Origin of the sequence: Kosakonia sp. SMBL-WEM22 (assembly GCF_014490785.1) — a bacterium.
In the GTDB taxonomy this organism is placed as follows: domain Bacteria; phylum Pseudomonadota; class Gammaproteobacteria; order Enterobacterales; family Enterobacteriaceae; genus Kosakonia.
The window spans coordinates 2280623-2294161 of sequence record NZ_CP051488.1; the positions used below are offsets into that span (position 1 = coordinate 2280623).

Sequence of the window (13539 nt, forward strand, 5' to 3'; positions counted from 1 at the left end):
TAAAAATATGAATATCGAACTGCGCCATCTGCGCTACTTTATTGCCGTCGCTGAAGAGCTCCATTTTGGTCATGCCGCCGCGCGTCTGAACATTTCGCAACCGCCCCTGAGCCAGCAAATTCAGATCCTCGAACAGCAGGTTGGTGCGCGGCTGCTGGCCCGCACGAATCGTAGCGTCTCATTGACCCCCGCCGGGCGACAGTTTCTGGCGGATAGCCGGCAGATCTTAAACCTGGTGGAGGAGGCCGCCGCCCGTGCGCTGCGTTTGCACCAGGGCGAAACGGGTGAGTTAAGGATCGGCTTCACCTCCTCCGCGCCCTTTATCAAAGCGGTTTCTGATACTCTCTCTTCCTTTCGTCAACGCTATCCGGATGTGCATATCCAGACGCGGGAGATCAACACCCGCGAACAGATAGCACCCCTTAATGAAGGAACGCTGGATCTCGGTTTAATGCGCAACACCCCGCTGCCGGAGACGCTGGCTTGGGAGGTGATCCTGCGCGAGCCGCTGCTGGCGATGATCCCGCGTACCCACCCGCTGGCAAAACGTACGGCAGTTTCGCTGCACGAACTGGCGCAGGAGCCGTTTGTCTTTTTCGATCCCCATGTTGGCACCGGACTGTATGACGATATCCTCAGCCTGATGCGCCGCTACCAGCTGACGCCGCGCATCGCACAGGAGGTGGGTGAGGCGATGACCATTATCGGCCTGGTGGCTGCCGGGCTGGGCGTTTCGATTTTACCCGCCTCATTTCACCGCGTTCAGCTCAGCGAGATGCGCTGGATACCAATTGTTGAAGAGGATGCCGTGTCAGAGATGTGGCTGGTGTGGTCAAAACACCAGGAGCAGGGGGCGGCGGCGGCGCGTTTCAAACAGCAGCTGCTTGATGCGGCAAACGGCTGAATTTTGCCCATAACGGTGAACAAAATGTGCGTTAAATCACAAGCATGGGTAAATATTTGACGACGGCCGTTAAGTGTTTCACCATAGCCGAATGTTTATTTCGAAGCGCGAAAATAAGGGAGTATGAGGTGGTCGCTGATAGCCAGCCGGGGCATATTGACCAAATAAAGCAGACCAATGCGGGCGCAGTCTATCGCCTCATCGATCAGCTTGGCCCGGTCTCGCGTATCGACCTTTCACGTTTAGCGCAGTTGGCCCCCGCAAGTATTACCAAAATCGTGCGCGAAATGCTGGAAGCCCACCTGGTACAGGAGACAGAGATCCAGGAGCCGGGCAGCCGTGGACGTCCTGCAGTGGGGCTGGTGGTGGAGACGGAAGCCTGGCACTACCTCTCGTTACGCATTAGCCGCGGCGAAATTTTTCTCTCCCTGCGCGATTTAAGCAGCAAACTGGTGGTCGAGGATCGTCTCGATCTTCCTTTAACCGCCGCAGAACCCTTGCTCACCCGGATCATTACCCATATCGATCAATTTTTTACCCGCCATCAGCACAGGCTTGAGCGGCTGACGGCGATCGCCATTACGTTGCCGGGCATTATTGATACCGAAAATGGCATTATCCACCGTATGCCATTTTATGAGGATGTGAAGGAGATGCCGCTCGGCGAAGCGCTGGAAGCACACACCGGTGTGCCGGTCTATGTGCAGCACGATATCAGCGCCTGGACGATGGCGGAAGCGCTGTTTGGCGCCTCGCGCGGCGCGCGGGATGTGATTCAGGTGGTGATTGACCATAACGTCGGTGCCGGGGTCATCACCGATGGACGCCTGCTCCATGCGGGGAGCAGCAGCCTGGTGGAGATTGGCCACACGCAGGTCGATCCCTATGGCAAGCGCTGCTACTGCGGAAATCACGGTTGCCTTGAGACCATCGCCAGCGTGGAAAGCGTGCTGGAGCTGGCGCAGCTGCGTATGAGCCAGTCGATGAGTTCCATGCTGCACCAGCAGCCCCTGACGGTAGAGTGGCTCTGCCAGGCAGCGCAGCAGGGCGATCTGCTGGCAAAAGATATCATCAGCGGCGTTGGGGCAAATGTCGGGCGCATTCTGGCCATCATGGTCAATTTGTTCAATCCGCAAAAAATATTGATTGGTTCACCGCTGAGCCTTGCGGCAGATGTGCTTTTTCCTGCCATAGCTGACTGCATTCGCCAGCAGGCGCTGCCAGCGTACAGCAAAAATATCTCCGTTGAGAGTACGCAGTTCACCAATCAGGGCACGATGGCGGGTGCCGCGCTGGTAAAAGATGCGATGTATAACGGATCGTTGCTGATTCGTTTGTTACAGGGCTAACATTTTTACGTAGTCGCGATAAAAATTGCGCTATCTCAAATTGAGCCTCCACCACTTCCCGTAGACTTTCTGCTCTGAATTATATTTCCGGTTTATATTTTCGTTGCTTAACGGTGGAGTTACTTATGCTTAAGCGTTTCTTTGTAACGGGTACAGACACTTCTGTCGGGAAGACAGTGGCGTCCCGCGCGCTGCTCCAGGCGCTGGCTGCCAGCGGCAAAACGGTGGCAGGTTATAAGCCTGTTGCAAAAGGAAGTCAGGCAACGCCGGAAGGGCTGCGTAATAAAGATGCGCTGGTGCTGCAAAGCGTCTCTTCCCTCGCGCTGCCGTACAGCGCCATCAATCCGATTGCGCTGAGTGAAGAGGAGAGCAGCGTGGCGCACAGCTGCCCCATCAACTACACCTTACTGTCTAACGGGCTGGCAGAGTTGTGTAGGCAGGTTGATCACGTCGTTGTTGAAGGCACCGGCGGCTGGCGCAGCCTGATGAACGACCTGCGCCCGCTGTCCGAGTGGGTAGTACAGGAGCAGATGGCGGTAGTGATGGTGGTGGGGATCCAGGAGGGGTGCCTTAACCATGCACTGCTCACCGCTCAGGCGATCGCCAGCGATGGCCTGCCGCTGATCGGCTGGGTGGCAAACCGCATCAACCCTGGCCTTGCGCACTATGCCGAAATTATCAATGTGCTCAGTAAAAAACTGCCTGCGCCGCTGGTAGGTGAGCTGCCTTATCTCCCGCGCGCCGAGCAGCGCGATCTTGCCCACTATATCAATCTGCAGATGGCAACCGGCATGCTGGTCGCCGATCGCGTACTGGCCTGACTCCACACCTTGCGGATCCCGCCGGCGAGACGCTGTTTGCGTCCCCCGGCGCAGCGCAAAGGGTGTATGAAACATCTGAAACTTCACTTCGTCCCGGATGGATATCACTATTCTCAATAGAAAAGAATAGGCCGGAGACGAAGGTTATGTATGCTCACGCCCAGCAAAAAACTAAGCCTCAGCTAGCGCATCATGCGGGCCCTTCAGAAGAGGAAATACTGGGGCATTTAAAAAGCCAAAATGTGCCAACAGACGACCTCAAAACCATTCTCGATAAAATAAAACAGCTCAATCCACGCTTAAAAGACCCGCATTTACTGGTCGGTAAATACCGTGCGGGCGTCAATTTAGGCGGAAAAGTGCGTGCAAAACCTGCTTCATCGGCCGCCGGTCCGACAGCTTCTGCTGCCTACAAATACCCGGCTGAGATTGTGGATGGCGCACTCTATTTATATGCCACAAATAAAGGCGCGCTGTTTATTAATTCACTTATCCGTAAAGAGAAGGGGCAAGTTATTGATATCCCTGACACGACACAGTTGGCCAGACACGCCAAAATGCAGTTTGAAGCAGGCGAGAACAGGCCGCCCTTTGCGCCCGGAATTGATATCAAGAACGTTATAAAAACATTAAGTAAAAAGGGGCAAGCGATAGTCATCATGAATCAAGCCGTAGAGACTGCGAAAACATCCGGTATAAACAGCTATTACCGGGGCACGAGACACCGGCCTGTTCTGGATGTGATTAAACCTGGCGATGTGGTCAGCGCCAATTTCCTGATGTCTGTAACGGAAAGTAAGAGAATGGCAGAGCGCTTTGCCGAAGGAGTATACAACACCGCTGAAGATCAGGATGAGTTGGGCGTTATCTATGACATTATTGGCAATCCTCACGATTTTAAGTTTGGCGATCCTGTCGAAAAAGAGAGACTTTTTCCCGTCGGTGCAAAATTTAAATATATTGGCCGGGAGGGCACGACATATCGTTTTGTTGAGCAGTCCGCCGCCGAGATGAAAAAGTACAAAGGTGATATTTATCGTCTTTATCGGTAATCACTGGACCCGAGCGTATTGTCATAATTATCTGTAAACACTCTGGAGACAAAACGTATGTACGCTCATGCTAAACAGGAAGATAAACCGAGTGCTTCATTCTCAACCAGCACAGATGAAACCAGAAACGATGATAAGGCGTTAATTGCCAAACAGGCCCGGCGGATTTTACTTCCAGGGTATATTCAAACCTATCAGCAGGCTTTTCATTATATTTATCAAGTACATGGGCTTGAGTCTTATAACGAGCTGTGGAGTGCACTAAGTGACAAAATACCGCTCAACAGTACGCAGTTGATTACGCCGCAACATATGGAGGCGATAGCAGATTTTATCGTAACCAGAGAGTTAATCTCGCGGAAAATTTATACCCGCACAACGCCCAGCGATATACCCATCGATGTCGCTGAGATAAGACGTTATTTACAGAAAATACCTGTAAACGTGCTAGAAAAAGCATTTTCGTTTGGACAGGTCCTCACCGCAACGAATGATAATATTACTAACCATCCGCGCATGAATAAGTATAAACATTTCACGCCTCGCGGTTGGCCTGCCGGCACAACGCTGGAATCGCTCAGTGGAATGGGGGCCCCCGGTAAAGTCGCCATGGAGGGTACCCATCCTGATGAGACCATTATTGCATTAAGCAAAAATTCAGCGGGAGGATGGTCGCTGGCCGGTGGACACAGTGCGACAAATCTGGTGTTGCATGAGTATGGGCACGCAATTGATCGCAGCTTTGGCGAGAAAGGCCTGATGGGGCCGAAAGGGACCGGCGAAGCTGGTGACTTTTTAAGCCGCAGAGAGAGCTTTATCGCGGCCTGGAAGAGGGATTTAAGTAATACGCCGCCAGATTCCCACGATAACTATTACTGGCAAGGTGGAAGCAGTGGCGGAGCGGAGGAAGCATTTGCTGAAGGATTTAGCGATCTATATCTGCAATCAAATGCCCGCAACTGGCCGAATATTAAGAGTTATATTGAAAATAAAATGAAATCGATAAAATAAAACGTGCCCTGATGATGGGCACGTTATCAATACAACAGCTCAACAGGTATCTGGCCTGCCGGGTGTTAGCTTTCGCTCTGAATTGCCAGCGCCCGACGCGTTTTCCCGGAGCTTAAATACTCGGCGATATAGTCTTGCGAAATTTCGCCGTTATAGCGACCCTCTTCGTCGACAATCGGCATCCAGCTGGTGTTGCTCTCATAGAGCCGCGAAAGCACCACGCGCAGATTATCCTCGGCTTTTCCGGTTATGCGGAAAGGGTGCAGCAGGGCTGCGCAGTCGCGCGGATCGTGTCGTGCTTCACGGCGTTTGACGAAGCCAAGCGGTTTACCGGCACCGTCGACCACCGTTACGGCGCGCATATCGTTATCGTCCATAATGGCGAACGCCTCGGCGGCCGGAGTCGATTCGCGCACGGTGATGGTGGGTTGCTGATCGGTCACGTCACCGGCTGAAACGAGCAGCAGTCGCTTGAGCGTCCGGTCCTGACCAACAAACGATCCGACAAACTCATTCGCCGGTTTTGCCAGCAGCTCGTCGGGGCTGGCGCACTGCACTATGCGTCCCTGGCGGAAGACCGCGATACGATCGCCGAGCTTTAACGCTTCATCGATATCGTGGCTGACCAGCAGCACGGTCTTTTTCAGCGCGCGCTGCATCTCAAGAAACTGGTTCTGGATCACTTCGCGGTTGATGGGGTCGACCGCGCCAAAGGGTTCATCCATCAGCAGCACCGGCGGATCGGCCGCCAGCGCGCGGATCACGCCAATACGCTGCTGCTGACCGCCCGACATCTCGCGCGGGTAGCGATGCAGAAACTTTTTCGCATCCAGCGCTACCATTTCCATCAGCTCTTCCGCGCGGCTTTTGCAGCGCGCTTTATCCCAGCCCAGCATGCGCGGCACCACGGTAATGTTCTCTTCGATGGTCATATTGGGGAACAGGCCAATCTGCTGGATCACATAGCCGATATTGCGCCGCAGAGTGACCGTATCCATGCCGCTGGTATCCTCTCCGTTAATCAGGATCGTGCCGCTGCTTGGCGTGATAAGCCGGTTAATCATCTTCAGCGTCGTAGTTTTACCGCAGCCGGAGGGGCCGAGCAGCACACACATTTCGCCTTCCGGCACCATCAGATTGACATTGTCGACGGCATTCACACTCTGGCCGTTCTTCTGCGTAAATTGTTTAGTCAGATTTTCCAGTTTAATCATTATCGAATCCCCTTCGGCGTCAGCACGATTTGTAAGCGGTGCAGTAACCAGTCGAGCACGACTGCCAATAAACAGATCATCACCGCCCCGGCAATCAGCATGCGAATATCACTTCCGCCGATGCCGTTCAGCAACAGCAGCCCCAGCCCGCCCGCGCCAATCACGGCGGCGATGGCCATCACGCCAATATTCATCACCACGGCGGTACGGATCCCGCCAAAAATCACTGGCAGCGCCATCGGGATCTCCACCCAGCGCAGACGCTGCCAGAAGGTCATGCCAATTCCGCGGCCCGCTTCACGCAGCCCCGGTGGCAGGCTGTCGAGGGCGGTATGGGTGTTGCGCACAATTGGCAGCAGGGAGTAGAGAAACACTGCGGTGATTGCCGGCAGCGCGCCAATCCCCTGACCGACCAGCGAAAAGAGCGGGATCATCAGGCCGAACAGGGCAATCGACGGGATGGTCAGCACCAGCGTTGCCAGGCCGAGCACCGGCGTGGCCAGCCATTTGTGGCGCACAATCAAAATCCCCAGCGGCACGCCAATCAGTATCGCGAGGCCCACCGCCAGCAGCACCAGCCAGAGGTGCTGAAAGGTGAGGCTCGCCAGATAGCCGGCGTTGTCCATCATGTAGTGAATCGTGTCCATAGGCTCTCCTTACAGCAACCCTTTCTCGCGCAGGAAGTCGCGGGCGACCTGCTGCGGCGTCTGGTGATCGATATCGACTTTGGCATTGAGGGAGATAATCACCTCGTTATTCAGCAGCCCGGAGAGGGTATTGAGCGCATCCGCTAAGCCCGGATTGGCCTCAAGGGTGTCTTTACGCACCACCGGCGTGACCGCATAGCTCGGGAAGAAGCCTTTATCATCCTCCAGCGTTTTCAGATCGAAACCTTTCAGGCGGCCATCGGTGGTGTAGACCAGACCGGCATCGACAAAACCGTCGCGGATGGCGTTATAGACCAGACCGGGGTCCATCTGGCGGATTTGCGGGCGATCCAGCTCCATGGCATAGGCCTCCTGCAACGGTTTCATGCCGTCGCTGCGTCCGGCAAACTCCAGGTCGAGGCCCAGCAGCCAGTTCCTCTTCGGATTGGTTTTACGGATCTCTTCAATTTTCGCCACCATCTGCGACATGGTGGTGATGTGCTCCGCTTCGGCACGTTTACGCTGCATCGCAAAGGCATAGGTATTGTTCATGTTGGCCGGGTTGAGCCACACCAGACCGTGTTTCGCATCGAGACGTTTAACGGTGTCGTAAGTCTCCTGGGCCGACATGCGTTTGTTAATGTGGTTAAAAATAATCAGTGACGTGCCGGTATATTCCCAGGTCATATCGACCTGCTTGTTGATCATCGCATTACGTGAAATCACCGTCGCGATATTGGTCTGCGGCTGCACCTGAAAGCCTTTTTTCTGCAAATACTGCACGGTAAGGGCCGACAAAATATGCTGTTCGGTAAAGCTTTTGGTCGCCACAATCAGCGGTGCTGCATGGGCGCTGGCGGTGAGTAGCGCCGTTGCCGCCAGCCAGCCCAGCGTATGAAAAAGTCGCTTCATCACATTTCCTCTTATTGTTTTCATGCCGAGTGCGGGCTCAGGAGACGGCCCAGCGCCGCCAGCAGGGTATCGAGGATCAGGGCAAACAGCGCCGTGGCGGCTGCGCCTAAAATCAGCGTTGGGAAATCATTGAGATAGATACCGGGGAAGATCAGTTCGCCATAGCTGCTGGCACCAATCAGAAATGCCAGCGGCGCGGTGCCGACGTTGATGGCCGTTGCAATTCGCACCCCGGAGAGGATCACCGGCAGGGCATTCGGTAGTTCCACCTGGCGTAAGCGCTGCCACTTTGTCATGCCAATCCCGTTCGCCGCTTCGATTAGCGAGGCGGGCACCGAGCAGAGACCGGCATAGGTGTTGCGCACAATTGGCAGCAGCGAGGCGAGGAACAGCGCGATGATAGCCGGCGTATCGCCAATGCCAATCACTACCATCGCCAGGGCCAGCACCGCCAGCGGCGGCAGCGTGTTGCCGACGTTAAAAATCTGCATCACATACTCGGCAACGCCGCGTGCGGCGGGGCGGCTAAGGGCAATACCGCTGGGAATGCCGACTAAGAGGGCAAAAAACATCGAGCTGAACACCAGAATCAGATGCTGTTGCCCGAGGTATATTAAATCCACCTGGCGGGCTTTTATCGTCTCGAGTCCGACGCCCCAGGTAATCAGCGCCAGTATGGCGACTATCCCGGCGATGAAAAGCAGCGCGCGGGTAAGCATAGAAGTCTGCATTGCAGTGTCTCTCCCTGGTTGCATGCGGTTATGGCAACGGCGGGTTGCGTGTTGTTATGCCATGTTCGGCAGGGTGCTTTGAGCTATAGCTTGCGTCCCGCAAGGATTCCAATTCTGAAGCCGCTTTTTAAAACCCAGCGGCAGGCCACTTTTTTGGAGTAAGCCTTGCCGGATACAGGCTGATCGGAAGATTAAAGAATTGTCTTAAAAGCGAAGCGGCAGGAGTGACGTTGTCACATATAGTTGCCGGAATAAACAATCCCGGCATGTGAAAAAGAGGGCGTTAACGAAAAAGTGGTTTCTGCGCCACCGGTATCAGCAGGTTTGCTTGCCACTCCGCCAGCGTAAGCTGCGCCAGCCGGGCAAAGGCCTGCCAGAAAGAGTGCTGCGCCTGCGCCTCCAGCACGGTAAGAAAGCGGCCCGACCACGGCAGCAGATGCCAGGCCAGAAGCTCATCGCAGGCCTGCATCTCTCCCTGCTCCGCCAGCCAGGCCGCTAACAGCAGCAGGGTGCCAATATGATCCTCCGGCTCATTTTGCTGTGCCTCGTAAGCAATGTTGTTCTCTCGAAGCCACTGGCGCAGAGCCAGCGTCGAGTCGCCAAACAGCACGCACTCCTTATCCAGCCATACTGACCCCCACGGCGGCGCAGGCAGCGCCCACGGGCCGATAAACAGCCGCTGCCAGGCATCGGTTAACGGCTCTTCGCCATCCGCTGAAAACAGTTCAGCCAGTGGCAGCAGGCGGCTTTGCGCCAGCGGCCATGACGCCATCCACGCATTATGCGTAAAGGCGCTGACCAGCGGCGCAGAGGACTCGCTCTCCGGCGGGTAGTAAAAGAGCGCACCGAGCACGCGGGCGGTAAAGATAAACGATTCACGCTTCTCAACTGTCATGGTATTCCCTGAAAAAAGTGCCGAAGGCCGGAGATACGTCAACCGCTCTCCGGCTCCGTAATCGATCACCCGGCAACGGCGACGCCAACGGTCATATGCAGCCCGTAAAAGAGGCCGCGGCCAATCAGCTCCCCGGCGACCACCAGCAGGAACCCAATCAGCAGGCTACTGACACGTGGCTGCCTGCGCAGCACCAGCGGGCAGAGCCAGCACCCTAGCCCCAGCGCTAAAAGCAGCAATCGCAGCGCCTGCAATAAGCCGTAATCAGGAATCAGCGCACTCGCCTGCTGCACGGAGGAGTGCGTTTCGCCAAGCTGGATGCTCTGCAACATCACCACCGCCGCGCTTGCCAGCAGCGCGACTACGCTTATCGCCGCAAAACGGGATGCCGGAAAGCGCATACCAACGAGTCGTAGCAGCAGTGCCGCCAGCATCGGGCCACCGATCAGCATGGTCAGAAAGAAGCTGGCGGTGGTGTAGCCGTTATGCCAGGTCGGCACGGTCTCAATTTGATAGACCCGTGTCATCGCCCAGACAAACAGCACGCCAGAGGCCATGCTGACCAGCAGCCAGATGCGTCCGAGCCCGGCGGGCATTTTGCCGAGCCAGCTCAGTAGCCACCAGATGCCGCCGAGAGCAAAAAAGAGCGAGCCGGCGGCAATCTCATTACTCAACGCAGAGGCGCCAATGCGGTTAAGGGAGTTAAAGGCGCGCAGCGGCGAGCCGAGGTGCATCATCGAGGCGACAAAGCCGATGCCCATCAGCAGCCAGAGGAAAAACTGGCTGCGCACAATGTGCAGCTGCCCGCGGCGGTCGCTCTCATTGGCCATCCACACCAGACCGGTGCCAATCACGCCGCCTGCCACGCACTGACCGAGTACCGTAAACAGTACCAACGGCCATTCATGCCATCCGTTTCCCATTTTTATACCTCCTGTGGATTAGCCAGATAGCCGGTTGTATCTCCGGTCGGGCGGCTGTTGGCGTTGGGTTTGATGACAATATTTGGCCGTGTAAAGTGCGCCGCCGGAATGGGCGCGACCGCCGCCAGCGTGCCGTGCTTTTTACGCAGCGTCTCAATTGGACCAAAATCGAGGGCGCGCAGCGGGCAGGACTCCACGCAGACCGGCTTTTTACCTTCTGCTACGCGCTCGTGGCAGCCGTCGCACTTGGTCATATGGCCTTTCGCCGCATTGTATTGCGGCGCGCCATACGGGCAGGCCATATGGCAGTAGCGGCAGCCGATGCAGACCTCTTCGTCGACAACCACAAAGCCATCTTCGCGTTTATGCATTGCACCGCTCGGGCAGACTTTGGTGCAAGCCGGATCCTCACAGTGGTTACAGGAGAGCGAGAGATAGTAGGCAAAGACGTTTTGCTGCCAGACGCCGTTATCCTCCTGCCAACTGCCGCCAGCGTACTCATAGACGCGGCGGAAACTGACGTCCGGGGTTAAATCTTTGTAATCTTTACAGGCCAGTTCGCAGGTTTTACAACCGGTGCAGCGGGCGGAATCAATAAAAAATCCATACTGGGTGCTCATCGGCTACTCCTCAAACCTTTTGAATATCGACCAGATTGGTGTGCTGCGGGTTGCCTTTCGCCAGCGGCGAAGGGCGGTGCGTGGTAAGCGTATTGACGCAGCCGCCGTGATCGACGCGATCGCCCGTCATATCCGCCTGATGCCATGCACCCTGGCCCATGGCGCTGACGCCCGGCATAATGCGCGGCGTGACTTTCGCCGCAATCCGCACTTCGCCGCGGTCGTTAAACACGCGCACCAGATCGCCGTTCTTAATCCCGCGCCGTTCGGCATCAAGCGGGTTGATCCACACCTCCTGGCGGCAGGCCTCTTTCAGCACATCAATGTTGCCGTAGCTGGAGTGGGTACGCGCTTTGTAGTGAAAACCGAAAAGTTGCAGCGGGAAGGTGGCGCGCGCCGGATCGTCCCAGCCTTCAAAGGTGGGGGCGTAGACCGGCAGCGGGCTTATCACCTCATCCTTTTGTAACTCCCAGCGGCTTGCGATCTCTGCCAGCTTGCTGGAGTAGATCTCAATTTTGCCCGACGGTGTTTTCAGCGGGTTGGCCTGCGGATCATCGCGGAATTTTTTATAGGCAACGAAGTGACCATTTGGATCTTTACGCTTGTAGATACCCATCGCTTTTAACTCTTCATAGCTGGGCAGCGCGGGATCTTTCTCTACCATTCTGGCGTAGAGGAATTTCAGCCACTCCTCCTGGCTGCGCCCTTCGGTGAAGCGCTGGTAGATATCCGGCCCGAGGCGGCGGGCGATCTCGCTGGTGATCCAGTAGATGCCTTTGCGCTCGAATTTCGGTGCGGTGACCGGCTGCAGGAAGATGAGATAGCCCATGTTGCCGGCGTAATCGTTGGGGATAATGTCCTCCTGCTCAACGGTCATCAGATCCGGCAGCAGGATATCGGCGTACATCGCCGACGAGGTCATAAAGTTCTCAATCACCACGATCGTCTCGCACTTGCTCTCATCCTGCAGCACATCGTGGGTGTGGTTAATGTCGCCGTGCTGGTTGACGAGGGTGTTTCCGGCATAGTTCCAGATGAACTTAATCGGTACCTCGAGCTTCTCTTTGCCGCGCACGCCGTCGCGCGTTGCCGTCATCTCCGGCCCGCGGGCGATAGCGTCGGTCCAGCTGAAGCAGGAGATGGCGGTTTTCACCGGGTTCTCCGGCATCGGCATCCGCTCGATGGTGATGGTGTAGGTCGACTCGCGCGCGCCGCTGTTGCCGCCGTTAATACCGACGTTGCCGGTGAGGATCGGCAGCATGGCGATCGCACGGGCAGTCAGCTCACCGTTGGCCTGCCGCTGCGGGCCCCAGCCCTGGCAGATATAGGCCGGTTTGGTGCTGCCAATCTCTCTGGCGAGCTTAATGATTTTGTCTGCCGGAATGCCGGTAATGCGCGACGCCCACTGCGGCGTTTTCGCCACGCCATCGTCGCCCTGGCCGAGAATATAGGCTTTGTAGTGGCCGTTTGCTGGCGCACCAGCGGGCAGGGTCTTCTCGTCGTAGCCGACGCAGTAGTTATCCAGGAAGGTCTGATCGACCAGGTTTTCGCTGATCAGCACCCAGGCCATGCCAGCGACCAGCGCGGCATCGGTGCCGGGGCGGATCGGCACCCACTCATCTTCGCGCCCGGCTGCGGTATCGGTATAGCGTGGGTCAATCACAACCATGCGGGCATTAGAGCGTTCGCGTGCCTGCTCCAGAAAGTAAGTGATGCCGCCGCCGCTCATGCGGGTCTCCGCCGGGTTGTTGCCGAACATCACCACCAGCTTGCTGTTTTCAATATCGGAGGTGCTATTACCCTCATTGGAGCCGTAAGTGTAGGGCATCGCGCAAGAGATTTGCGCCGTGCTGTAGGTGCCATATTGATTAAGAAAGCCGCCGTACATCGCCATCAGACGGGCAACGAGCGAGGCGGAAGGGGACGAGCGGGTAATGTTGCCGCCGACGATGCCGGAAGAGTAGTTGATATAGACCGCTTCATTGCCATATTTTTCCACCACACCCTTTAGGCGGTTGGCGATAGTGTCGAGGGCTTCGTCCCAGCTGATACGCTGGAACTTGCCTTCACCGCGTTTACCGACGCGTTTCATCGGGTAGTTGAGGCGATCCGGGTGATTGATACGCCGCCGAATAGAGCGGCCGCGCAGGCAGGCGCGTACTTGATGATTGCCGTACTGATCTTCGCCGGTGTTATCGGTTTCAACCCAGTAGACTTCATCATCGCGCACGTGGAGACGCAGGGCGCAGCGGCTGCCGCAGTTGACGGAGCAAGCGCCCCAGACCACTTTATCCGGCGCGCGCTGCGTCGCCTGTTGCACCGCAGCAGCGGCGGAGCGCAGGCCAAACGGCAGAGAAAAACTGCTTGCTGCCAGCGCTAGCGATCCGAGGGCGGTCGTCTTCACCAACGTTCGTCGGCTAATTCCCCCAGAATATTCCGTCTTCGACATGACTCACTCCA

13 protein-coding genes are annotated in these 13539 nt (G+C 56.3%); 5 read left to right on the forward strand and 8 right to left on the reverse strand.

Annotated features, from left to right (window positions below; all coding sequences use genetic code 11):
* Positions 1 to 7 precede the first annotated feature (7 nt).
* The 5 genes from HF650_RS10835 to HF650_RS10855 all read left to right on the forward strand — a co-directional run bounded on the left by HF650_RS10835 (position 8) and on the right by HF650_RS10855 (position 5137).
* Positions 8 to 904: a LysR family transcriptional regulator gene (locus HF650_RS10835; RefSeq protein ID WP_187802362.1), complete on the forward strand. Its 897-nt coding sequence runs from the start codon at positions 8 to 10 to the stop codon at positions 902 to 904.
* A gap of 128 nt (positions 905 to 1032) precedes the next feature.
* A complete protein-coding gene (gene mlc / locus HF650_RS10840; RefSeq protein WP_187802363.1) occupies positions 1033 to 2253 on the forward strand; it encodes a sugar metabolism global transcriptional regulator Mlc in 1221 nt (406 codons plus the stop codon).
* A 125-nt stretch (positions 2254 to 2378) separates the two neighbouring features.
* Positions 2379 to 3074: a dethiobiotin synthase gene (gene bioD / locus HF650_RS10845; protein ID WP_187802364.1), complete on the forward strand. Its 696-nt coding sequence runs from the start codon at positions 2379 to 2381 to the stop codon at positions 3072 to 3074.
* A 146-nt stretch (positions 3075 to 3220) separates the two neighbouring features.
* Complete coding sequence (locus HF650_RS10850) at positions 3221 to 4126, forward strand: hypothetical protein (protein ID WP_187802365.1); 906 nt, start codon at positions 3221 to 3223, stop codon at positions 4124 to 4126.
* Positions 4127 to 4183: 57 nt separating this feature from the next.
* Entirely contained in the window at positions 4184 to 5137 is a 954-nt protein-coding gene (locus tag HF650_RS10855) for a hypothetical protein (RefSeq protein ID WP_187802366.1), read from the forward strand.
* A gap of 65 nt (positions 5138 to 5202) precedes the next feature.
* On the opposite strand, the gene osmV is transcribed toward HF650_RS10855, so the two are convergent.
* From osmV to ynfE, 8 genes are all read right to left on the reverse strand, one after another.
* On the reverse strand, positions 5203 to 6351 hold the full coding sequence (osmV, locus tag HF650_RS10860; protein ID WP_187802367.1) for an osmoprotectant ABC transporter ATP-binding protein OsmV: 1149 nt from the start codon (positions 6349 to 6351) through the stop codon (positions 5203 to 5205).
* The gene (gene osmW, locus HF650_RS10865; protein WP_187802368.1) at positions 6351 to 6998 is read right to left on the reverse strand and encodes an osmoprotectant ABC transporter permease OsmW; all 648 of its coding nucleotides are present in this window, start codon (positions 6996 to 6998) and stop codon (positions 6351 to 6353) included. The genes osmV and osmW overlap by 1 nt, the downstream gene beginning before the upstream one ends.
* Before the next feature lie 9 nt (positions 6999 to 7007).
* Positions 7008 to 7910 (reverse strand): osmoprotectant ABC transporter substrate-binding protein OsmX, encoded by a 903-nt coding sequence (gene osmX, locus HF650_RS10870; protein ID WP_187802369.1) that lies wholly within the window; start codon positions 7908 to 7910, stop codon positions 7008 to 7010.
* Between the two features lie 20 nt (positions 7911 to 7930).
* Complete coding sequence (gene osmY, locus HF650_RS10875; protein ID WP_187802370.1) at positions 7931 to 8641, reverse strand: osmoprotectant ABC transporter permease OsmY; 711 nt, start codon at positions 8639 to 8641, stop codon at positions 7931 to 7933.
* Positions 8642 to 8924: 283 nt separating this feature from the next.
* Positions 8925 to 9536, reverse strand: a complete 612-nt coding sequence (gene dmsD, locus HF650_RS10880) for a Tat proofreading chaperone DmsD (RefSeq protein ID WP_187802371.1) — start codon at positions 9534 to 9536, stop codon at positions 8925 to 8927.
* A gap of 65 nt (positions 9537 to 9601) precedes the next feature.
* Positions 9602 to 10459: a dimethyl sulfoxide reductase anchor subunit family protein gene (locus HF650_RS10885; RefSeq protein WP_187802372.1), complete on the reverse strand. Its 858-nt coding sequence runs from the start codon at positions 10457 to 10459 to the stop codon at positions 9602 to 9604.
* Positions 10460 to 10461: 2 nt separating this feature from the next.
* Positions 10462 to 11079, reverse strand: coding sequence for a DMSO/selenate family reductase complex B subunit (locus HF650_RS10890; RefSeq protein ID WP_187802373.1), 618 nt, complete (start codon positions 11077 to 11079; stop codon positions 10462 to 10464).
* Between the two features lie 10 nt (positions 11080 to 11089).
* The gene (gene ynfE, locus HF650_RS10895) at positions 11090 to 13528 is read right to left on the reverse strand and encodes a selenate/tellurate reductase subunit YnfE (RefSeq protein ID WP_187802374.1); all 2439 of its coding nucleotides are present in this window, start codon (positions 13526 to 13528) and stop codon (positions 11090 to 11092) included.
* Between the last annotated feature and the right edge of the window lie 11 nt (positions 13529 to 13539).

Coding starts and splice junctions, on each gene's coding strand:
- HF650_RS10835 (WP_187802362.1), top strand. CDS start 8: ATGAATATCGAACTGCGCCATCTGCGCTACTTTATTGCCGTCGCTGAA.
- bioD (WP_187802364.1), top strand. CDS start 2,379: ATGCTTAAGCGTTTCTTTGTAACGGGTACAGACACTTCTGTCGGGAAG.
- HF650_RS10850 (WP_187802365.1), top strand. CDS start 3,221: ATGTATGCTCACGCCCAGCAAAAAACTAAGCCTCAGCTAGCGCATCAT.
- HF650_RS10855 (WP_187802366.1), top strand. CDS start 4,184: ATGTACGCTCATGCTAAACAGGAAGATAAACCGAGTGCTTCATTCTCA.
- osmV (WP_187802367.1), bottom strand. CDS start 6,351: ATGATTAAACTGGAAAATCTGACTAAACAATTTACGCAGAAGAACGGC.
- osmW (WP_187802368.1), bottom strand. CDS start 6,998: ATGGACACGATTCACTACATGATGGACAACGCCGGCTATCTGGCGAGC.
- osmX (WP_187802369.1), bottom strand. CDS start 7,910: ATGAAGCGACTTTTTCATACGCTGGGCTGGCTGGCGGCAACGGCGCTA.
- osmY (WP_187802370.1), bottom strand. CDS start 8,641: ATGCAGACTTCTATGCTTACCCGCGCGCTGCTTTTCATCGCCGGGATA.
- dmsD (WP_187802371.1), bottom strand. CDS start 9,536: ATGACAGTTGAGAAGCGTGAATCGTTTATCTTTACCGCCCGCGTGCTC.
- HF650_RS10885 (WP_187802372.1), bottom strand. CDS start 10,459: ATGGGAAACGGATGGCATGAATGGCCGTTGGTACTGTTTACGGTACTC.
- HF650_RS10890 (WP_187802373.1), bottom strand. CDS start 11,079: ATGAGCACCCAGTATGGATTTTTTATTGATTCCGCCCGCTGCACCGGT.
- ynfE (WP_187802374.1), bottom strand. CDS start 13,528: ATGTCGAAGACGGAATATTCTGGGGGAATTAGCCGACGAACGTTGGTG.